A 20412-nucleotide genomic window follows, 5' to 3' on the forward strand; every position below is an offset into this window, starting at 1 on the left:
CAGGAGAGGCGCGAACTCTATTTCGCTATCTGGTGCGTCTATCTGCGGCTGTCAGTGTCGGCTGCCGTCCGTCTCTGGGCAATGATGCTGGGCTGTCATGACCGCTCTGGATTCTCGCTGGGCGATTCGTTCGTTGGGGGCGCGGCGGCGGACAGCCAGCCGTCGTGGCGGGCCAGGATCAGGCTGAAGCCCGGCCCGCGCGTCACGGTCAGGTCTTGCAGGGTCAGTGCTGGATGCCCGGGCAGCAGGGCCGTCCACTGGCCCCGGAAATCGCGGCGCAGGGTCACGGCCCGCGCGCCGAAGTGCAGGATTAATGGGGGATCGTCGCGCAGTTCCACGCACAGGGCTGTGCCGTCTTCAGGCAGGTCCACCCGGCTATGACGCAGGGCGCTGGGTGGAGTTTCCAGGTGATGGGCGGCCACGGTCAATGCCGCTGCCAGATGCCCAGTCAGGGGGCCGCCCAGACCCAGGGGCCGCGCCGCGTCGTGGATGGCCTGCTGGATGCCCGGTGTGCTTCTGCGGGCCAGCAGGCCACACAGGATCTCGGCCCCCTTACGGGCGAAATTGTGCAGCGCGTCCGGGGCAGCCCCGGCGTATCTGTCCGCGCTGCTGGCCGACACCGAGTCTGTGTCGATGCGGCCCACGCGCAGCAGTTGGGCGGCGGCGCGGGTCAGGCGCAGCGCCGCGTAGTTGTCGGCTGGGTCCAGCAGCAGCGCGATCACGCGGCCCAGCGAGGTCAGCCGGGTCAGGTCTTCCTGCGGACCGCTCTGGGCGCGCAGCAGCAGGTACGCGCCGCTCACGAACGCCCGCAGCCGAATCTGCGGTAACTCCAGCGTCAGGCCCCGCTCGGCAGCCTCGGCCTGGGGCCGCAGCAGCGCGATCTGTTCCCCGGCCTGAAGCTGCCACTGCGCCCCCAGCGGCTGCCAGCGGAAGTCGGTGCCGCGCCAGTGCGTGGCCTGACCCCCTGGCAGGCAGATGACCAGTTCGCTGGCGGCGTCGTCCGGGGCGTCCAGGGCCGTGCCCGGCTGGGCGGCGTACAGCACGCTGTGCTGGGGAACGCCGCCCAGGGTGGCCTGCGGGCCACTGCTCAGCAGCGGCTCCAGGCTGTGCGCCAGCGCCCGCGCGGCCTCGCGGATGGCCGGACGTTCACGCGGGTCCCTGGGGGCCGGATGCAGGGTTCGCAGCGCCTGAATCAGCGTGTCCCTGGCCTGCGGGGCCAGCGGCTCACGCCCGGCGGCCTCTATCCTGGCCTGCAACACGTCGTCATCCGGGTGGCGCGGAAAGGGCACCTCGTGAACCTGCGAGAGGGCCAGCTCCAGCCGTCCGCGTCCGTCCGGTTGCACCAGCAGGGCGACGACGGCCTCGGTCAGCACCTGCAAGACCTGGGGATTGTCCAGATCGGTCAGCGGGTCGCGCACGGCGGGCACCGGGAAGGAGACCTGCCCGGACAGCCCTGCCTGTCCGGCCCGTTCAGCGTTTTCCAGCGCGGTGTACAGCACCCGCAGGGTCAGAAGACTGGGTTCACGTTGCCAGATGGGCAGGTAAGTCCGCAGGGTGGCGTGCGCCGCGTCGCCCCAGGCCAGCAGGTGCAGTTCCTGCCATGCCCGCGACTCGGCGGACTCGCCCCCCAGCGGAGCGTCCCACAGGGCGGGCGGCGGCGGCACGGGGGCAGGTGTGGGCTGCGGGGGGCGGGCCGATTTGCGGTGGGCCAGATACTCCCGGTCCGCTTCCAGCAGCCTTCGGTGCAGGGCCGCTTCCAGCGGAGCGCCCAGCAGTTCTTCCCGCAGGTCGGCCAGCGAGCGCCGCCCGCCGCGCGGGACCCTGCCCTGAAGGGTATCGGCCACCCGGTACTCGTACAGTTCCACCAGTTCGGCCCAGCGTTCCCCATCCGCCCCGGAAAGGGTCAGGGCCTCGCCGGGCTGCGGACTGCGCGTCATGGTCCGGCCCAGCGGTATCTGATTCTGGCTGTGGCCCCGGCGTAAATGGCATGTGCAACGGCTTCCCGCATCTTGCCCCCACTATGCACCGCAGGGTCATACAAAATACTGTCCGGGTTGTGGGTCAACCTCCGGCCCGGCCCTGTGGCTCAGGCAGGTCTGAAGGGTTTCTTGATTTGGGGCGGGAACACACCTTCTTCTCACGGTCCGGGGTGGCACGGTGGGGCATGGCTGACATCGACCTCTCCATCCCCAAAACCGTGCAGGCCAACGCCAAAAAGGCCCTGGAACTGCGCGACGAATACGGCTTCGGCGGCACCGAGGTCGGCGAACACATGGCCGATCAACTCGCGGGCGGCGGCCAACTGACCGAGGACGAGGTGCGCCACGTCGCAAAATATTTCCCGCGCCACGCCGGGGACAATCTGGATGAGACTGGCCAGGGCGACGAGAAGCCCTCGCACGGCTTTGTCGCGTGGATGCTGTGGGGCGGCGACGAGGGCCGCAAGTGGAGCGAGGGCGTGGTGAAAAAGCTGGACAGGCGCGACGAGAAGGAGAAGAAAGACTGAGCGGGGCGAAAAGGAAGCGGGGGCTGGAGCGAATTGAACGCTCCAGCCCCCGCTGTGGTTGGCGGTCAGTGCTTATCGGCCTCGTCGTCGAAATACTCGAAGCGGAAGTTGCCGATTTCCACGGTGTCGCCCTCGCGCGCCCCGGCCCGTCTCAGGGCGTTGTAAAGCCCCTGGCGTTTAAAGACCCCGCCCAGGTACTCGGCGGCGTCCTCCATATAGCGCGAGAAGCGCGAGATGCGTTCCTCAAAGCCGCCGCCCTGGATTTCCCAGACGCGCTCGTTCTCGCCCGTGGTGACAATGCCCACGCCTCTGGCGGGTGCGTCCTCACGGAAGGTCACCGTCAGTCCCTCCTCACGCACCTCGTCGGACTCGATTTCCAGGGCGTTCTGCTGCGCCCACAGTTCGCGGTCCGGCATCATCTGAAACAGCGTTTCGCGCAGCATGTCCAGCCCGTTGCCTTCCCTGGCACTGACGCGCAATACGGGCAAGCCGAACTCGGCCAGTTCGTCCTCCACCATCACGCCCAGATCCTCTTCTACCAGTTCCACCTTGTTCAGGGCGACCAGGGCGATGTTTTCCAGCAGGGTGGGGTCATAGGCGCGCAATTCGGCCTGCAAGGCGCGCAGTTCCTCCACGGGGTTGCGGGTCACGTCCAGCACGTACACCAGCACGCGGGTGCGGCTGATGTGGCGCAGGAATTCCAGTCCCAGCCCCTTGCCCAGAGAAGCCCCCTCGATGATGCCGGGAATGTCGGCCAGCGTGAAGCGTTCCTCGATCTGGGTGCCGTGTTCGTCCCGGCGGTCCACCACGCCCAGAATGGGCGAGAGGGTGGTAAACGGGTACTCGGCAATCGCTGGATTGGCCCGCGAGAGTGCGGCCAGCAGGCTGCTCTTGCCCGCGTTGGGATAGCCCACCAGCCCCACGTCAGCGATTAGGCGCAGTTCCAGGCGCACGCGGCGCTTTTGCCCCAGCGTTCCCAGCTCGGCAAACCGGGGGGCCTGCCGCGTGCTGCTGGCAAAGGTACTGTTGCCGCGCCCGCCGTACCCGCCGCGCGCCACCACTTTTTCCTGTCCCACGCGCACCAGATCGGCGATGACCTTGCCGCTGTCCTCATCGAAGGCGGTGGTGCCCACGGGCACGTCGATGTAGATGTCCTCGCCGTCGCTGCCCTGCCGCAACCGGCCCTCGCCATATGCGCCGTTGGAACCCTTGAACTTGCGGCGGCCCAGCAGCCGTTCCAGCGACTCTACGCCCTCGATGGCCCGCAGGATGATGCTGCCCCCGCGTCCGCCGTGGCCGCCGTCCGGCCCGCCCTTTTCCATGTATTTGGCCCGGTGAAAACTCATTGCACCGTCGCCACCATTGCCCGCATTGACCTCAATATTCAGTACATCCCGAAACGCCACAACCCAACTCCTTTGCACGGGTTCAAACTGGGTAAAAACCTGTCTGACCGCCTATCCGCAGCCCTCAGCGCCCTCATGCCCGCGTGTTCTGCGGGCGCGGCGCTGGGACCGCAACATCAGGCACAGCTTATCAGGCGGCAGGGAAATGGGGGAGAGGTTGCAGGACAATTGGGCGAGTGGGGTGAATGGGTGGCTGCCACGGCTTAACCCCTCTGCTCCGCAGCTTTGCAAGTCCGCCCCTCCGGGGCACCTCCCCTTAGAAGGGAGGCAAGGTGATTGCTGATCTGCACGGTCTTTTGCAGTTCTTGGCTCCCTTTGAGGGGAGCTGGCGGCAAAGCCGACTGGCTGGCACAGCTCCGCAGGAGAGGGGTTTTAGTGGCAGCTCCCCATTCACCTCAGCCACTCTTCACAGTCCCTTTCCCGCCCTATCCCCATCCTGCCCTGACCTGCTAGAATATCCCGTTTCAGAGCGGAGAGGCTGGCATCTCTTACGCATCCGACAGAATCATCAGCGGCGCAATTTGACGTGCTGGCCGCGTTTTCCAATAAAGAAGGGAGCGACCTACCTTGCAAAATAATCTAGTGGTGCGCGGCGCGAAGGAACACAACCTCAAAGACATCACCGTGGAGTTGCCGCGCGATCAATTCATCGTGATTACGGGCGTGTCGGGCAGTGGCAAAAGCACGCTGGCCTTCGACACCATCTACGCCGAGGGCCAGCGCCGCTACGTGGAAAGCCTGTCGGCCTACGCGCGGCAGTTCCTGGGCCTGATGGAAAAGCCGGACGTGGAGAGCATCACGGGTCTGTCGCCCGCCATCTCCATCGATCAGCGCACCACCAGCCATAACCCGCGCAGCACCGTGGGCACCGTGACCGAGATTCACGATTACCTGCGCCTGCTGTACGCCCGCGTCGGCACGCCGTACTGCCCGATCTGCGGACGCAAGATTGAGAAACAGAGTCCCAGCGAGATCACAGACCGTCTGATCACTGAGTTTCCAGAAAAGCGCGCTATTCTGCTGGCCCCCGTGGTGCGTGGCCGCAAGGGCGAGTACCGCAAACTGTTCGGCGACCTGCGCCGCGAGGGCTACGCGCGGGTGCGGGTGGACGGCACGCTGTACGAGCTGGACGAGGCCGAGAAACTGAAGCTGGAAAAGTTCGAGAAGCATGACGTGGATGTGGTGATTGACCGCGTGACCCTGCGCGAGACGGACCGCAGCCGGATTGCCGAGAGTGTGGAACTCGGACTCCGGCGCGGCGAGAGTTTGCTCCGCGTTCTCATGCCGGACGCGGGCGAGGACGGCGGCGCGCACGAGGAGCTGTACTCCGAGAAGTTCGCCTGCCCCGAACACGGCAGCGTGCTTGAGGAACTGGAGCCGCGTTCCTTCTCCTTCAACTCGCCTTACGGCGCGTGCGGCGATTGCGCGGGCCTGGGCACCAAGAACGAGTTCTCCCCGGATCTGGTGATCGACGACAAGCTCAGCGTGGCGGAAGGCGCGATTCTGCCCTGGAGCAAGAAGGGCACGGGCGGCGGCGTGTATTACTGGGACAAGTTGCAGGCGCTGGCCGAGCATCTGGACTTCAGTCTCAAGACGCCGTGGCGCGAACTGCCCGCTACGGCTCAAAATGCCATTCTGCATGGCCCTGGCCAGCCGTTCGAGGTGGTCTATAAGCGCGGCGGCAAGGAAACCATGCGCTTCATGACCGAGTTCGAGGGCGTGATCACCAATCTGGAGCGCCGTTACTCCGACACCGAATCGGACTTCATGCGCGAGAAGCTCGAAGAACTGATGGAACTCAGCCCCTGCCCCACCTGCGGCGGCACCCGCTACAAGCCCGAGATTCTGGCCGTGCGCGTGGGTGGCCTGAACATCGCGCAGGTGGGCGGCATGAGCGTGCTGGAGGCGGACGCCTATTTCGGGAAGTTGCAGGACGGCGCTCTGGACCACGACGCCATCGCCCCTTACCTGAAGGGCCATCTGGGCGGCACGGCCCGCGCCCATGCGCCTCGCCATTACGAGTACGTGCAGAACGCCTTCGGCGCGGCGGTTTCCGTCCCGGTCCTCAAGGCCATTCGCACCCGCCTCAAATTCATGGTGGACGTGGGGCTGGACTACCTGTCGCTGGACCGCACCGCCAACACCCTGTCCGGCGGCGAGGCGCAGCGCATCCGCCTTGCCACCCAGGTCGGCTCTGGCCTGACCGGCGTGCTGTACGTGCTGGACGAACCCAGCATCGGGTTGCACCCCAAGGACAACGGGCGGCTGATCGGCACGCTCAAGAACCTGCGCGATCTGGGCAATACGCTGCTGGTGGTGGAACACGACGAGGACACCATGCTGGAGGCCGATTACCTGGTGGACATGGGGCCGGGGGCAGGCGTCCACGGCGGCGAGGTGGTGGCCGTCGGCACGCCGCAGGAGGTCAAGGCCAATCCCAACAGCCTGACTGGCAAGTACCTGCGCGGTGAGCTGAAGATTGAGGTGCCAGAGAAGCGGCGGCGCGGCAACGGCAAGAAGCTGAACATCTACGGAGCGCGTGAACACAACCTGCTGAACGTGGACGCCGAGATTCCGCTGGGGATCATGACCGTCGTGACCGGGCCGTCGGGCAGTGGCAAAAGCACCCTGATCCACGACATCCTGCACGCCACGCTGGCCCGTGAACTGAACGGCGCGAAGACCACGCCCGGCAAATATGACCGCATCGAGGGCATGGACCATCTGGACAAGGTCATCGAGATCGATCAGTCCCCGATTGGCCGCACGCCGCGCAGCAACCCGGCCACCTACACCGGGGTCTTCACCGAGATCCGTGACCTGTTTACTCGCACCAACGAGGCGCGGCGGCGCGGGTATCTGGCCGGGCGCTTTTCCTTTAACGTCAAGGGCGGGCGCTGCGAGCACTGCAAGGGCGACGGCGTCATGAAGATCGAGATGAACTTCCTCCCCGACATCTACGTGCCCTGCGAGGTCTGCAAGGGGGCGCGGTATAACCGCGAGACGCTGGAGGTCAAGTACAACCACAAGACCATCAGCGACATTCTGGACATGACCGTGGAGGACGCGCACGGTTTCTTTGAGGCGATTCCCAACATCGAGCGCAAGATGCAGCTTCTGCTGGACGTGGGCCTGGGCTACATGCGGATCGGGCAGCCCAGCACCACGCTGTCGGGCGGCGAGGCGCAGCGTATCAAGCTGGCCTCCGAGCTGAGCAAGCGGGCCACCGGCAAGACCATCTACATCCTGGACGAACCCACCACCGGGCTGCACTTCGAGGACGTCCGCAAGCTGATGGAAGTGCTGGATCGGCTGGTGGAGGGCGGCAACACCCTCGTCATCATCGAACACAATCTGGACGTGATGAAGCGTGCCGATCACATCATCGATCTGGGGCCGGAAGGCGGCGTGCGCGGTGGCACGATTGTCGCCACCGGAACGCCGGAGGAACTGGCCGCCCATCCCACCAGCTATACCGGGGAATACCTCAGCCGGGTGCCGGGGATCGTGGCGGCGAAGCCGAAGAAAGAGGAGCGTGAACTGGTCCTCGCGGCCCCCGCGCGCAAGCCGCGTGCTAAGCCCCGTGATAAGAAGGGGGCAGCATGACCAAACCGCCCGCGCCCGAGCAGTCTGATCCGCACCCTGAAGCTGTCCAGCCGAAGGGGGGGCAGGCGGCGTCTGAAGTCACCTCCTCGGCGGCGGCAGACGTGGACCGGACGGTGGTGGCGCGGCCCTCTGGCGACGCTGCGGTCAACCTGACGAAGTCCCCGGATGGGGAAGAGCTGGGCCGTCCGTCGCCCGCCCGCGCCGCGCCGCCGCTGACCCCGCTGCCCAGCCGGGCCGAGCAGGAGCGCCCGCACCGCGCCCGCTTTCTGACCCTGCTGCGCCTGCTGGGCGGCTGGGCAGTGCTGGGTGTGCTGGCCTATTTCATGTGGACCCCGGGCGAGTGGCAGAACAGCCTGCTGCTGTGGGTGGCCCTGGTGATCCTGGCCGACGAGTTCGGCGGGGGGTTCGGTTATCTGGGGCTGTTGCTGGGCGGCCTGGGCTATTTCAGCCCCTCGCTGCCTCCGGCGCAGTGGCTGATCATCCTGCCGCTGGTGGGCGGCGCGCTGATGGCGCTGCTGCTGGTCAAGCATTCGGGCGGCGTGCTGGTGCTGCCCTTCGCCGGGCTGATCTTTGCCGGTACGCTGCTGGCGGTGGCGCGTTTTGGCTCCAAATTCGATCCCACCCTGAAACTGCCCTCCAACGACACGTTCCTGCGCTCGGCCCTGATCGCCATGCTGGCGGGACTGGCCTTCAGTCTGGTGCGGCAACTGATCGGGCTGTGGCTGCGGCGGCGCGAGCGGCAAAATGGGCGCGTGGGTGTGGCCGCCTGATCGTCTGCCCGCCGTTAAGGACATGCGCCCGGATACGCCTCACCTCCGGGCGCTAAACTTTGGGCCATATGACCAGACTTCAGGGAAACAACCCCAACCGAATCATCCTGGTGGTCGGCACACTGATCGCCGTGGTGCTGATTGCCCTCGCCCTTTTCGCCGTGCGCGACAAACCGGCTGCTGGCGCGGGCAAGGGCCTCAGCGCCAACTTCAAGCTGGACGGCGTGCCGTTCATTGGGAAGGCGGATGCGCCCGTCAATATCGTCACCATCGAGGACTTCAAGTGCCCGGTGTGCAAGCAGTTCACCGAGAGCATCGAGCCAGAGTTGAAGACCAAGTACGTCGATACCGGCAAGGCCAAAATCTACACCCTGATCTGGCCCTTCCTGGCCCAGAATGCCCGGCTGCCCACCGACGACAGCAAGCTGGCCGGGCAGGCCGCCCTGTGCGTCTTCGACGACGGTGGCAACGACGCTTTCGAGTCGTTCAAGAACATCCTCTTCCGCGCGCAGGGCGACGAGACCACCGTCTGGGCCACCAAGACCCGCCTGAAGGATCTGGCGGGCAGTGTCGAGGGCATCGACCAGACCAAGTTCGCCACTTGCCTGGACACCGATGCCACCGCCGCCCGTGTGGACGCCATGGAAAAGCAGGCGGAGGACGCAGGCGTGAACTCCACGCCCACCATTTTCGTGAACGGCAAGCAGGTGCTGGCGGCCAGTGGACAGGGCAGCTACTCGCCCGACGACATCGGCAAGGCCGTTGATGCCGCGCAGCAGTAAACCCGCATGATGACCCGCGATAACCGTCTGTATCTGGCGTGGCTGGTGGCGCTGGCCGCCACGCTGGGCAGCCTGTACTTCAGCGAGGTCCAGGGCTTTCGCCCCTGCGTGCTGTGCTGGTATCAGCGCATCGCCATGTACCCGCTGGCGGTCATTCTGGGCGTCGCGGCGCTGGGCGCTGACCTGAAGATCCGGCGCTATGTGCTGCCGCTGGCGGCGGTGGGCTGGGCGGTGGCCCTGATCCAGAACCTGGAAGACTGGAACGTTATTGCCACCCTCAAGGCGTGCAGCGCTCTGGTGGACCCCACCGTGGTGCCCTGCAACACCCCCTGGCCGATCTGGGGCGCGGGCGCACTGTCGGCCCTGAATCCGGTCCTGACCATTCCTGTGTTGAGCATGATCGCCTTCACCCTGATCATCGCGCTGCTGAGCTGGCGCAGAAGCTGAACTTTAAATCTGTCATCCCCCGAGCCACTGGAAGCGTCTTTTCCAGTGGCTCTTTTCAGAGGCCATCCATGAACACCTTCACCGTCCAGCCCGCCACTGCCGAAACCCTGCCCGATCTCGTCGCCCTGATCGTGGACCGGGAGGACGCCGCCGGACGCCTGACCTTCCTGCGCGAACGCCTTGCTGGGGGACAGCTCAAGCTGGAGAACACGCTGATCTTGCGCTCGGATAAGGGTGTGGAGGGGCACGCGCTGATCAATACCGTGCCTCAGATTCCAGTCTTTCCAAACCTCCGGGCCGATGTGCCGGAAGAGGCGGTCATCGCACTGGCCCAGGCGATCCTGGCGCAAGCTGGACCCGAACAGCGGCTCCTGCTCGACGATAATCTCGCCCCGCTCCAGGCTGCGCCGTTCGAGGCTGCCGGGTGGGTGCTGGACAGTCGGCACGTCATATACGAAACGGACTTGCGCGCCCGAACTTACCCGCTGGACCCGCAGGCGCAGACCGTTGACGCGGATCAACCCGAGATCCGCGAACTGTTGAAACAACTGGGTCAGCCAGACCTCGAAGTCTCGGACGGCTGGACGCTGATTGCCCTGCCCGGCGCAGATGGATTGACCGCCGCCCTGGGCGCAGTCGGCCCCGGCGGACGCCCGGACACCGCCAGCATCAACCTGATCGGCGTGCTGCCGCCATCTCGTGGTCAGGGCCTGGGCACGCGCCTGCACGCGCATCTGCTGGCGCTGGCGGCGCGGCAATTCGCCACCCATGCTGGCGGCACGGAGGCGGAGAATGCGGCCATGCGGCGTGTGTTCGACAAGCACGGCTCACGGCTGGCGGCGACGCAGATGTATTTCGTGCAGGGGAATCAGGGCTGAACTTCTGAGCGCAAAAAAGCCCTCTCCACGGGAAGAGGGCCAGACAGGGGCGCTTCAGCTCAGCCGCGCACCACCTCTAGAATCTTGTCGCCGTACTTCTTCATGCGCTCCGGTCCCATGCCCTTGACGGCTTTCAGGTCGGCGTCGGTGTAGGGCACACGGCGGGCGATCTCGGCCAGGGTGGCGTTGCTGGCGATGATGAAGCGGCTGATTTCCTGCCGTTTGGCCTCGGCGTTGCGCCATTCGCGCAGGCGGGCGTACACGGCGGCCTGCTCGTCGCTGAGGTTGGCGGCGGGGTCTTCCTTGGCGGCGGGCAGATCGGGGGGCAGGATGACCGGGGTGGAATCGGGCATGTCCTGCGGTTCCTGCCGGGGCTGGCGCTGCCGCCCATTGCTGCGCCGCATGGACTGTTCCTGCGGAGCCGGGGACTCGGGCGCGGCGGTGTTCTGCGAGGCACTTTCCGCCGCGTCGTGGTCTTCTGGCGCGGGCGTGCGCTCGGGCTGGTGGCGCACGTCCGGCACCCCGGCGTCCAGCGGCGTGTAATCCGGGCCAGAGCTGACCGGCGTGGGCAGGCGCACGGGCGCACGCTCTGAAGCGCTGTAGACGATTTCCGGCTCCCAGCTTTCCTCGATCTGTGCGGGGGTGGACTGTGGAGCAGAAGGAGGAGCGGTGGGCGCGTCGAAGGTAAAGCGTTCGGGGGCGCTGGACTGTGAAGGGTTTTGCTGAGTCTGATTGGACTGGAACTGGCTGGACTGGTTCTGACCAGATTCGGCCTGATTGGGCGTGCTGGGCCGGTCTCCCCGCTCCGGGCGGTCTCCCTGGCCGCTGTCGCTGCGGCTGTCCTCGTTGCGTCCCTCCTGGCGGGGTTTGAAGTCGCGCCGTCCATCCCGCTCCCGGCGGCTGTCCCGGCGGCCTTCATTGCGGCCCTGGCGTGAATCACCGTCATCGCGCGGCTGCTCCTGCCGTGGCGTGGGCTGGGGGGCCTGCACTTCCTCGCGCCCCTCCTGTTCCGCCGCGCCGTAGAGCAATGCCAGCGCCAATTCCACGTCCTCCAGGCCAGGAGTCAGGATGACCCCGGCGGGGACGCTGCGGGCGGCGGCCTGCACCCCGCCTGGGGGCTGGGCAGTGTCGGGGGCGGCGTCGGGGGCCAGCAGCAGGGCGGTGGGGCCAGCGCCCTGGGCCGCGCCTCCCAGGCGGTCTGCCAGCGTGGACACGGTGCGGGCGGCGCGGGCCAGCCGCAGGGGCAGGGTGGCCACGTCGCGCAGGGCCAGCGCCACGCTCAGCTCGCTGGGGGGATCGGTGACAGGGTCCGGGGCCGCATCTGCGCCGAACAGGACGGCCAGCGATACGTCGCCGTGCCCGGTCAGGGTGGCCCCGTCGCGGTACACGATCAACTCTGCGCCCAGGCCCAGCCAGCCGCCGCCGGGGGCCAGCGTGGCGTCGGCGATCACCGGCACGCCAGCGCGGCGGGCGCGTTCGATGTCCCCGGCCTCCGGTTCCAGCAGCCACACGCCTTTCGCGCCGCGCCAGTCGCCGTCCAGCGGTGCGGCGGCCAGTCCGGCCACGGCCAGGAAGTCACGGTTCAGCCGCAGCCGCGAATCCACGCGCAGGGTTCCCTGGCCCAATATGGCGGCCAATTGCTTGGCCAGCGCCGCCTCGCCGGGCAGCAGCAGGCCCCACTCCGCGCCCTCCAGCGCTGCCAGGGCGGAGGAAAGGCGGGCGTGCGGATCGCCGCGTTCGGCGTGCAGGCGAACCAGCCGGGCATCGGGGCGGATCGAAGGTGGTGAGGAGGTCATGCGCCCTATTGTGCCGCACGCGTGGCCTGGGGGCGGCATGTCCGCAGGGATGGTCGGGATCTGGCGGGAACGGTGAACCCCGCCCCACCTCTCGCCCAGCGCCGATTCCTGCAACGCCGCCTGCCCGCTCCCAGCCTTACAAACGCCGCTTACAAACGCTGTGGCCCACACGCGCCATGCTGTACGCATACGGAGGTCACCACATGGCGCGCATCACGCGGTACAGCAAGTTTGAGGGCGAACTGGATCAACTCGATTCCAGCGAGCTGATGCAGATGATCCAGGAAGCTTTGCTGGGACAGGGCATGAACGATCCCTACGACCCCGATCCCAACGCGCGTCCCAGCATGGATGATCTGTTCGACGCCATCCTGGAAGCCCTGGCCGAGCGCAACATGATTCCCGAAGAGCAGCTCATGGAAGCCATGCAGTCGGCAGACATCCACGACACGGCGCTGGGCCAGCAGATCAAGAACCTGATGGACAAGCTCCAGCAGGACGGCTTTATCCGCAAGGAATTTGAGGATCAGGACGGTCAGGGCGGCGCGGGACAGGGCGGCGAGGCCACCTTCCAACTGACCGACAAGAGCATCGATTTCCTGGGCTACAAGTCCCTGCGCGATCTGATGGGCGGCCTGGGCCGCAGCAGCGCGGGCGCGCACGACACCCGCGAGTACGCCAGCGGCGTGGAGATGTCCGGCGAACTCAAGAACTACGAGTTTGGCGACACCCTGAACCTGGATACCACCGCCACCCTGGGCAACGTGCTGAGCAAGGGCATGGAGAACATGGAGGAATCCGATCTGGTCATCCGTCAGGCCGAGTACAACTCCTCGGCGGCCACGGTGGTGCTGCTGGACTGCTCGCACTCCATGATCCTGTACGGCGAGGACCGCTTTACCCCCGCCAAGCAGGTGGCGCTGGCCCTGGCCCACCTGATCCGCACGCAGTACCCCAGCGACACCGTGAAATTCGTGCTGTTCCACGACAGTGCCGAGGAAGTGCCCGTAAGCAAGCTGGCGCAGGCGCAGATCGGGCCATACCACACCAACACGGCAGGCGGGCTGCGGCTGGCCCAGCAACTGCTCAAGCGTGAGAACAAGGACATGAAGCAGATCGTGATGATCACCGACGGCAAGCCCAGCGCCCTGACGCTGCCGGATGGACGGATTTATAAGAACGCTTATGGCCTCGATCCCTACGTGCTGGGTGCAACCCTGCGGGAAGTCGCCAACTGCCGCCGCTCCGGTATTCAGGTCAACACCTTCATGCTGGCCCGCGATCCTGAACTGGTGGGCTTCGTGAAACGCGTTTCCGAGATGACGCGCGGCAAGGCGTACTTCACCACGCCTCAGAACATCGGCCAGTACGTGTTGATGGACTTCGTGACCAACAAGACCAAACTGGTGAACTAAAGTCTGGAAGGAGAAGGGCGGCGGCGAGGGCCTACCGCCTTTTTTGCGGTTCGGTCACAGAGCGACAGCAGGGACGGGAATCTCATCCCGGACAGCCTTCAGAGAAAGTGTTTGGTGCGGGGGAAGCCGCGCATGCTCTGTCTGGTCAGTCAAGACTTCTGAGGCTGTGGCTCAGTAAACCGTATTGCGCCGCCACTCGGCCAGACGGATGTCGTTGCGGCCCTGCTGCTTGGCGCTGTACATCGCCTCATCGGCACGGGCCACCACGTCGTCGGACGACTCTCCTGCTGCGGCGCTGGCCACCCCGAATGAGGCCGTGACGCCCACCACCTCGCCGTGGCGTTGCTGCCGTAATTCGTTGCGCAGGTTGTTCAGCAGCTTTCTGACCTGGGTGTCGCCCAGTGCGGGCAGGATCAGCAGGAATTCCTCGCCGCCCCAGCGGGCCACCATGCCGCCCTGCGGCAACAGGTCCTGGGACAGTTGCGCCACCGCCCGCAGTACCCGGTCGCCCGTGGCGTGGCCGTGCCTGTCGTTGATCTGTTTGAAATGGTCCAGGTCAAAAAGCACCACCGTATAAGTGGCTCTTTTCCCTGCCAATTCCCGCAGGCGTTCCTCGGCGGCGCGGCGGTTGGCGACGCCGGTCAGCACATCGATCAGGGCCGCAGAGCGCGAGGCCAGAAGCTGCGCCCGCTGCACCCCAAAGGTGGCCTGGATCAGGATCAGTACGCTGCTGCTCAGCAAAAACTGCGCCGTGGCACTGAGCAGATTGAGCTGCATGTTGGCTGGAACCGTCAGGATCAGGTTGCCACCGCAGATGACTGTGGAGATGCCCAGGATCAGCAGGGCGCGGCTGACGGCGCGGCGCGGCGGGTAGATGTAAAAGATGGACGTATAGAGGACGGCAAACCAGTAGGTGTTCTCTGAGAGTCGTCTGACCCCTGCGGGCAATGGATCAAACTGATGGCTCAGGGCCAGCAGCAGATACAGGCTGGCCCCCAAGAAGGCCACCGAGGTGGCGGTCTCGAAGCGGATGACGCCCCTGGCGAGCAGCAGTTGGACCCCCAGCATCGTGACCGACAGTAGGGGCAGTGCCCACACATCCAGCGTGTCGAAAGCCGGTGCCTGGGACCACAGCGCCGCCAGACTGGCACACACCTCGATGATCACCACCAGCAGAAACATCCGCCGCTGCCCGGTTGGCCACGCAGGCGGTGATGAAGCGGCTGATGGGCGGCGGGGAGGAACGGACAATGAGACTCCACAGAAAGAGGCCAGTCGATGAGAGCGGATGCGTTCGCGTGCAAACTGACCAGATCAGCCCTGATCAGAATCGTGAAATCGCAGGCAGGGCTACAGAGGGAGAATGCTGGATTCAGCATACACAGATGGTCGCGTGACCATTTAACTGTTTCGTTCATCCAGCTTCTAGTGGCGGTTCATGCTGCCGCCGCCCCTTCTTTCCCAGGGACCCACGGACCGGCAGGGGCTGTTTCGCGTCAGGTTCTGTCGTCGGTCTGCTTCAGTCGCGCTGATGCGGGTCTACCCTTCGGCTCTGGGGAAGGCTACAAGCGTCTGAATGAGGATATGAACATGGGCTAGAAAAGCGGGGACGAGGAATCCTGAATTGCAGCCCAAGGTTCCTCGTCTCTGTGTTTCCGTCCGAAATGACAGTCTTATGTAGTTGGTGTCAGATTACTCTGGTCTGCATGCTGACGCCGCGCCAATAAGGTTAGGTCTGACGCTACGAGCTGTGCAGCACGTTCATGATGTCGCCGTCCTTCATCACGTATTCCTTGCCCTCGGTGCGGACCCAGCCCTTGCCCTTGGCCCCCACCCAGCCCCCGGCTTCCACCATCTTGTCCCACTCGATGACCTCGGCGCGGATGAAGCCCCGCTCCAGATCGCTGTGGATTTCTCCGGCAGCCTCCGGGGCCTTCTCGCCGTCGCGGATGGTCCAGGCGCGCACTTCCTTCTCGCCGCTGGTGATGAAGGTGATCAGGCCCAGCGTTTCGTAGCCCACCTGCACCAGTTGGTCCAGGCCGCTCTCGGTGACGCCCAGATCGGTCAGGAATTCGCGGGCCTCGTCCTCGGGCATCTCGGCCAGTTCGCCCTCGATCTGCGCGCTGATCTTGACCACGCTTGCGCCCTCGGCGGCGGCGTACTCGCGCACCTGACGCACAAAGTCGTTGTCGGCGGTCAGATCGTCCTCGCCCACGTTCGCCACGTAGATCACGGGCTTGATAGTGATCAGACCGAATTCTTTGGGAATGGGCGCTTCGTAGCTGCCCGCGCGGGCGGGTTTGCCCTCGCCCAGCACCGCCAGAATGGCTTCGGCCAGCTCGGCGTGTTCCCTCGCTTCCTTGTCGCCGCCCTTGCCCTTTTTCTGGAGGTTGCCCAGGCGTTTTTCCAGCCCTGACAGGTCCGCCAGAATCAGTTCGGTGTTGATGGTCTCGATGTCGTCCAGCGGGTCCACGGTGCCCGCCACATGCACCACGTTGTCATCGGCGAAGCAGCGCACCACATGGGCAATCGCGTCGGCTTCGCGGATGTTGGCCAGAAACTGGTTGCCCAGGCCCTCGCCCGTGCTGGCCCCCTTGACCAGCCCCGCGATATCCACGAATTCCACGAAGGTGGGAATGATCGGCGGCACGCGGTCTCCCTTGGTAAAGACCCGGCTCAGGGCACTCAGGCGCTCGTCCGGCACCATGACGCGGCCCACGTTCGGCTCGATGGTGGCAAAGGGGTAATTGGCCGCCAGCGCCCCGGCGCGCGTGATGGCGTTGAACAGCGTGCTTTTTCCGACATTCGGTAATCCGACAATTCCAATCGCTAATCCCATACGTTCTCTCCTCCGCCTGCGCCAGCCTGACCCGGACTGGGGCGGCGGCGCGGCAACCCTGACAGTGTACGTGATGGCGCGGTCTGGCGCAGGTTGACCAGAAGTCCTGTCAGGTCAGGCGAAGCTGGGGGCCGCCCGCCAGCGTCCAGCAGACCTTCCTGCTTATGGAATCTGCTCCAGGAAGGTGGACAGCGCAGGCCCGTGGCATGGCAGCCCAGGCTTCAACTTCTGCGGATTCTGGCCTGTTCCCTGCAATGACCGGAGATGCGCCGATTCAGGGCAGCGTCGTGGCTGTCGTGGACGTTGCTGGAACGCCCACCACGATGTTCGCGTCCCGCAGTTTCTTCTGCCACAGGGTCAGTTCCTGGCGCTCGACTTCCTGGCTGATCGGTACGGGCCAGTCCTGGTTGTCCTTGCAGATGTTTCCGCTGGCTGCCAGGCAACTGGGTGCCCACAGGTTGTTGTAGTACACCTGGCCCCTGGAATCGAAACGGGTCCAGCCGATCAGGTTGTTCTGCACCGAGTTGTTGAAAAAGGTCGCGGAGCCTTGCGCGCCCCTGGCCTGGCTGTTCCAGACGTAGATTCCGACGTTGGCGTGGGGATTGATCTCGCCGCTGGGCAGGCGGCCACTGGAGATGATCCGGTTGCCGTAGACCCGCTGGTTGTGCCCGCCCGCCACGGCGATTCCCTGATTGGAGGTGCGCAGGATCTGGTTGTTGTACACATCGACATAGCCGCCGACCACGTTCATATCGGTCTGAAGCCCGTCACCCAGCATGATGCCCCCGCCCGAATACTCGCGGTCGTTCAGCGGGCGGACGGCGTAGGCCCCGTCGATGTAGTTGTCGTGAATCTGGACCGGGCTGGCCGCTGTTCCCCCGGATTCGTACATGCTGATGTTTTCCTCGACGGCGCTGTGGCCCGGCGCGTTGACGATCTCGTTCCACGCGATCTCGATGCCGGGCACCCGGTTGACCGCGTTCAGTTGGATGGCCTGAACGTAATAGCGCTTTCCGGTCAGTTTGCCCATCTGCGTGACAAACCGTCCATCGACATTGCTGACCCGGTTGCGAAGAAACTTGAGGGTCTGCCCGGCAGTGGAATCGCCCACGAACAGGTTGACGTACATGCCCGACGTTCCCCGCAGCGTGTTGTTCTCCACCACCAGATTGACCGCCCTGTAGACCGACAGGAAGCGCCCCGGAAACGCGCCATTGGTCAGGGGATTGAGGCCGTAGCCGGTGGTGTTGCGCAGGGTCAGGTTGGCTTCCTCGCCCCGGATCAGATCGCCCCGTCCCCGCACGACAGAGTTCTCGATGATCACGGGTTCGCGGGTGCGGACCATCACCGCCGGAACCGCCGGGTCGAAACTCTGCCAGTTGCCCTGGTAGGTGCCGCCCCGCGTAATGACCAGCGGGCCGGAATAGGCTGGCCCCACCGATGGATCGTTGTCGGGAACGATGGTGCGCGGGTCGGTCATCTGCGTCGGTACGCAGGCCGTCAGCGCCAGCGTGAGCGCGCCCAGCAGGAAACCGGCGCGGAGCAGGGTTCGCCCGGTGGCCCTGGTGGGGGCGTGCGCGGCCCTGCCGTCCTCTGTTACAGATCTTTCCTCGCGGTCATTGATGGCTTTCACTTGTGCGCCAGTGTAGGGCCTGGAGCTGACGGATGTCTGCGTGCGCGCCAGCAGCGGTGCAGACCGGGGCCTGGACCCTGACAGTCAGTCCCGTTCTCCGCCGTTACGGCGTCCGCAGCCAGGGCCAGCGCCGCACGTAATCGGCGATCTTGGCGGCGCACAGGCCAGGGGTGTGGTTGAGGGGATTGGGGCGCAGAATCCCGGCGGCCATGTCCTCCAGGCCGTAAGGGGCATACACCTCGCCGCGCGCACTGACGCCCACGCAGGTGCATTCCACCAGAAACTGATCGATGCCCTCGCGGACGCTGCCCAGGGCCGGGCGGTCCTGCCCGAATTTTTGGTTAAACCACAGGTGGACGCGCGCCTGATTGCGGACCTCGATGGGGGCGTCCAGATCGGCGAACAGTTCCCCGGCCCGGCGGATCACGGCGTCCTCGGCGGCGTAGCTGGGGTCGTCGTCCCAGTAGAAGAGGTCGTAATCCCTGATCTGGGCGGCTGGCGGTTGCCCGCTCTGCACGTTCCAGACGGTGCCGAACAGTGCCCCGGCCACCAGATGGGCCTGCTCCACGCCCAGTTCGGGCAGACGCTCCAGGAGGGCCGCGTTGACCGGATTCAGGCGCACCAGCCGTAGGAATTCGGCGTCGTTCATGCCCGCCCGTTCACTTTGCCTGGGCAGCCTGCACCACTGCCGGAAAATGCTCGGTGCAGGCCCAGTCACGCTGCCAGCCCGGCCAGGTGTGACCCAGGCGCAGCGGCGGCAGCAGATGAGGGGGCACCTCCAGCCCGCGCGCCCCGGCGACGGCCCCCACCACGCAGGCCACCGTGTCGCTGTCGTCTCCCAGCAGCACGGCGGGTTCCACGCAGGCGTGCCACGTCCCGGCCCCCGCATGTTTCACGGCGGCTTCCAGCGTATCCAGCACGAAACCGCTCTGGGAGGTCAGTTTTCCGCCCAGGCCGGAGCGCACGCGGGCGCGGACCTCGGCGCGGGCCTGCCGCTCGCGGTCCCGGAAGGCCGTGTGGGCATCGCGGGTATCGATCCCGAAAAGGCCAGCGTCCAGCAGGGCGGCGCGGGCATCGAAATCGTCGGTGAGTTGTAGCGCGGCAGCGGCGGCTCCGGCGTAGGGCTGCCCCCCGGCCAGCGCCTCCAGAAAGGCCGTCAGAAACACCGAGGCATAGACGCAGCGGGGATCGGCGTGGGTCAGGGCGGTCACGGCAGCCGACGCGTGGGCCAACTCAGCGCCCCGGTATCCGGCGATCCACACGGCGGCGATTCGCATCAGGCCGCCGTTTCCGGCGCTCTGGAAGCCGCTGCCCTGCCACGCGCGCACACCTCCGTCCATTGCATTGAAACGCAGGGCCGCGCCGGTCAGGCCGCCCACGTCCGGTGGCCCCGCCGCCAGCCACTCGCGCAGGGCGGCCAGCACGCCTTCCAGACCAGTTTTGCGGGCGTAACCCAGTAGCGTCGCCACCACCATCTGGGTATCGTCGGTGGCCTCGCCGGGCGCGAAGCCGAACACGCTGCCCGGCTGATAGTCCGTGAATATTGGCCCGTAGCGGGACGCGATGGCCTGGGGCGTCTTGAACTCGGTGGCGGCCCCCAGCGCGTCTGCCGCCGCCAGCGAAAAGAGCGTCCCGGTCACATCGGTCATGGGGCATTCTGGCATGGCCGCCCAGACCAGCGGTTCTCCGGCACCCCGCCCAGTGGGGGGGGGCAAGAACAGCACATCATTCAATTCAAAATCGCATTACACTGTCTTTACTTTATGGTGCGCGGTGACCTTGCAGTTTTCCCCTTCCTTTCCGTCATGCAGATGCTTCTGACCAGTGGCCGCGACGGGCTGCTGAGTGTGGACCATGTGCGCGGGGGCCAACTGTGGCTGGAGCGCGGCGAGATCGTCCACGCCCGCTGCGGCCAGTTGAGCGGCGATCCGGCCCTGCAACTGCTGGCCAGCCTGAGCAGCGGCTCGTTCATCTTCGAGCCGGGTGTCAGCGCCCCAGAACGCAGCCTGCACCTGCACCGCGATTCGGCGCTGCGCCGTCTGTTCGAGGAAACCGACGCCTGGGAGCCGCTGCTGCGGACCTTCCCCGACTGGCAGCGCCGCCTGCGTTTTACCCCCCGCTGGTCCGAGGCCCAGCCCGTCACGCAGCCGCAGTTCCGCGCCCTGAAACTGGTCTCGCAGGAACTCGATATCCGCAGCATTCTGGAACGTAGCGGCGAGTCGCCCCGCACCGTTCTGGAAACCCTGCGCCCCTTCGTAATGGCCGGGCTGATCGAGGAATTCTAGTCGCCTGATCTGGAAGTGTCCTTGCAGGTAAACGGGAATAGTCGGGCGT

Annotated in this window: 16 protein-coding genes; 8 read left to right on the top strand and 8 right to left on the bottom strand. The window is 65.8% G+C overall.

Features of this window, described 5'->3' with window-relative positions:
* Positions 1-95: 95 nt before the first annotated feature.
* Complete coding sequence (locus tag BOO71_RS12545) at positions 96-1937, bottom strand: hypothetical protein (protein ID WP_075832805.1); 1842 nt, start codon at positions 1935-1937, stop codon at positions 96-98.
* Between the two features lie 227 nt (positions 1938-2164).
* On the opposite strand from BOO71_RS12545, the gene BOO71_RS12550 reads away from it, so the two are divergent.
* A complete protein-coding gene (locus BOO71_RS12550; protein ID WP_075832807.1) occupies positions 2165-2506 on the top strand; it encodes a DNA-binding protein in 342 nt (113 codons plus the stop codon).
* 65 nt (positions 2507-2571) lie between these two features.
* On the opposite strand, the gene obgE is transcribed toward BOO71_RS12550, so the two are convergent.
* On the bottom strand, positions 2572-3912 hold the full coding sequence (gene obgE / locus BOO71_RS12555) for a GTPase ObgE (protein ID WP_075832809.1): 1341 nt from the start codon (positions 3910-3912) through the stop codon (positions 2572-2574).
* 567 nt (positions 3913-4479) lie between these two features.
* Here obgE and uvrA point away from each other — a divergent pair.
* The 5 genes from uvrA (at position 4480) to BOO71_RS12580 (ending at position 10395) form a co-directional block, all read left to right on the top strand.
* On the top strand, positions 4480-7518 hold the full coding sequence (gene uvrA / locus BOO71_RS12560) for an excinuclease ABC subunit UvrA (protein ID WP_075832811.1): 3039 nt from the start codon (positions 4480-4482) through the stop codon (positions 7516-7518).
* Positions 7515-8288, top strand: coding sequence for a hypothetical protein (locus BOO71_RS12565; RefSeq protein ID WP_075832813.1), 774 nt, complete (start codon positions 7515-7517; stop codon positions 8286-8288). The genes uvrA and BOO71_RS12565 overlap by 4 nt, the downstream gene beginning before the upstream one ends.
* Before the next feature lie 68 nt (positions 8289-8356).
* The gene (locus BOO71_RS12570; protein WP_075832814.1) at positions 8357-9070 is read left to right on the top strand and encodes a DsbA family protein; all 714 of its coding nucleotides are present in this window, start codon (positions 8357-8359) and stop codon (positions 9068-9070) included.
* Positions 9071-9079: 9 nt separating this feature from the next.
* Positions 9080-9517 (top strand): disulfide bond formation protein B, encoded by a 438-nt coding sequence (locus tag BOO71_RS12575; RefSeq protein WP_075832909.1) that lies wholly within the window; start codon positions 9080-9082, stop codon positions 9515-9517.
* Between the two features lie 68 nt (positions 9518-9585).
* Positions 9586-10395 carry a GNAT family N-acetyltransferase gene (locus tag BOO71_RS12580; RefSeq protein WP_075832816.1) on the top strand — a complete coding sequence of 270 codons (810 nt, stop codon included), beginning with the start codon at positions 9586-9588 and terminating at the stop codon, positions 10393-10395.
* A 59-nt stretch (positions 10396-10454) separates the two neighbouring features.
* Here the strand turns inward: BOO71_RS12580 and BOO71_RS12585 are convergent, their stop codons facing one another.
* Positions 10455-12191: an HRDC domain-containing protein gene (locus BOO71_RS12585; protein WP_075832818.1), complete on the bottom strand. Its 1737-nt coding sequence runs from the start codon at positions 12189-12191 to the stop codon at positions 10455-10457.
* A gap of 203 nt (positions 12192-12394) precedes the next feature.
* Here BOO71_RS12585 and BOO71_RS12590 point away from each other — a divergent pair, with 203 nt between their 5' ends.
* Entirely contained in the window at positions 12395-13606 is a 1212-nt protein-coding gene (locus BOO71_RS12590) for a vWA domain-containing protein (protein ID WP_075832820.1), read from the top strand.
* Between the two features lie 171 nt (positions 13607-13777).
* Here BOO71_RS12590 and BOO71_RS12595 read toward each other — a convergent pair whose 3' ends face one another.
* From BOO71_RS12595 to BOO71_RS12615, 5 genes are all read right to left on the bottom strand, one after another.
* Entirely contained in the window at positions 13778-14857 is a 1080-nt protein-coding gene (locus BOO71_RS12595; protein WP_075832822.1) for a GGDEF domain-containing protein, read from the bottom strand.
* Between the two features lie 490 nt (positions 14858-15347).
* Complete coding sequence (ychF, locus tag BOO71_RS12600; protein WP_075832824.1) at positions 15348-16445, bottom strand: redox-regulated ATPase YchF; 1098 nt, start codon at positions 16443-16445, stop codon at positions 15348-15350.
* A 274-nt stretch (positions 16446-16719) separates the two neighbouring features.
* The gene (locus BOO71_RS12605; protein ID WP_083653382.1) at positions 16720-18078 is read right to left on the bottom strand and encodes a hypothetical protein; all 1359 of its coding nucleotides are present in this window, start codon (positions 18076-18078) and stop codon (positions 16720-16722) included.
* Positions 18079-18181: 103 nt separating this feature from the next.
* Entirely contained in the window at positions 18182-18727 is a 546-nt protein-coding gene (locus tag BOO71_RS12610; RefSeq protein WP_075832826.1) for a nucleotidyltransferase family protein, read from the bottom strand.
* Positions 18728-18737: 10 nt separating this feature from the next.
* Complete coding sequence (locus BOO71_RS12615; RefSeq protein WP_075832828.1) at positions 18738-19727, bottom strand: ADP-ribosylglycohydrolase family protein; 990 nt, start codon at positions 19725-19727, stop codon at positions 18738-18740.
* Positions 19728-19841: 114 nt separating this feature from the next.
* Here BOO71_RS12615 and BOO71_RS12620 point away from each other — a divergent pair, with 114 nt between their 5' ends.
* The gene (locus BOO71_RS12620) at positions 19842-20363 is read left to right on the top strand and encodes a DUF4388 domain-containing protein (RefSeq protein WP_075832830.1); all 522 of its coding nucleotides are present in this window, start codon (positions 19842-19844) and stop codon (positions 20361-20363) included.
* Positions 20364-20412 lie beyond the last annotated feature (49 nt).

Source organism: Deinococcus marmoris (assembly GCF_001949125.1).
In the GTDB taxonomy this organism is placed as follows: Bacteria; Deinococcota; Deinococci; order Deinococcales; family Deinococcaceae; genus Deinococcus; species Deinococcus marmoris_A.

What these genes read in the sequence shown, in the direction of transcription:
- BOO71_RS12565 (WP_075832813.1), top strand. Translation starts at nt 7,515, where the DNA reads ATGACCAAACCGCCCGCGCCCGAGCAGTCTGATCCGCACCCTGAAGCT.
- BOO71_RS12545 (WP_075832805.1), bottom strand. Translation starts at nt 1,937, where the DNA reads ATGACGCGCAGTCCGCAGCCCGGCGAGGCCCTGACCCTTTCCGGGGCG.
- BOO71_RS12610 (WP_075832826.1), bottom strand. Translation starts at nt 18,727, where the DNA reads ATGAACGACGCCGAATTCCTACGGCTGGTGCGCCTGAATCCGGTCAAC.
- BOO71_RS12585 (WP_075832818.1), bottom strand. Translation starts at nt 12,191, where the DNA reads ATGACCTCCTCACCACCTTCGATCCGCCCCGATGCCCGGCTGGTTCGC.
- BOO71_RS12570 (WP_075832814.1), top strand. Translation starts at nt 8,357, where the DNA reads ATGACCAGACTTCAGGGAAACAACCCCAACCGAATCATCCTGGTGGTC.
- BOO71_RS12580 (WP_075832816.1), top strand. Translation starts at nt 9,586, where the DNA reads ATGAACACCTTCACCGTCCAGCCCGCCACTGCCGAAACCCTGCCCGAT.
- BOO71_RS12615 (WP_075832828.1), bottom strand. Translation starts at nt 19,727, where the DNA reads ATGACCGATGTGACCGGGACGCTCTTTTCGCTGGCGGCGGCAGACGCG.
- ychF (WP_075832824.1), bottom strand. Translation starts at nt 16,445, where the DNA reads ATGGGATTAGCGATTGGAATTGTCGGATTACCGAATGTCGGAAAAAGC.
- BOO71_RS12620 (WP_075832830.1), top strand. Translation starts at nt 19,842, where the DNA reads ATGGTGCGCGGTGACCTTGCAGTTTTCCCCTTCCTTTCCGTCATGCAG.
- BOO71_RS12575 (WP_075832909.1), top strand. Translation starts at nt 9,080, where the DNA reads ATGACCCGCGATAACCGTCTGTATCTGGCGTGGCTGGTGGCGCTGGCC.
- BOO71_RS12590 (WP_075832820.1), top strand. Translation starts at nt 12,395, where the DNA reads ATGGCGCGCATCACGCGGTACAGCAAGTTTGAGGGCGAACTGGATCAA.
- BOO71_RS12550 (WP_075832807.1), top strand. Translation starts at nt 2,165, where the DNA reads ATGGCTGACATCGACCTCTCCATCCCCAAAACCGTGCAGGCCAACGCC.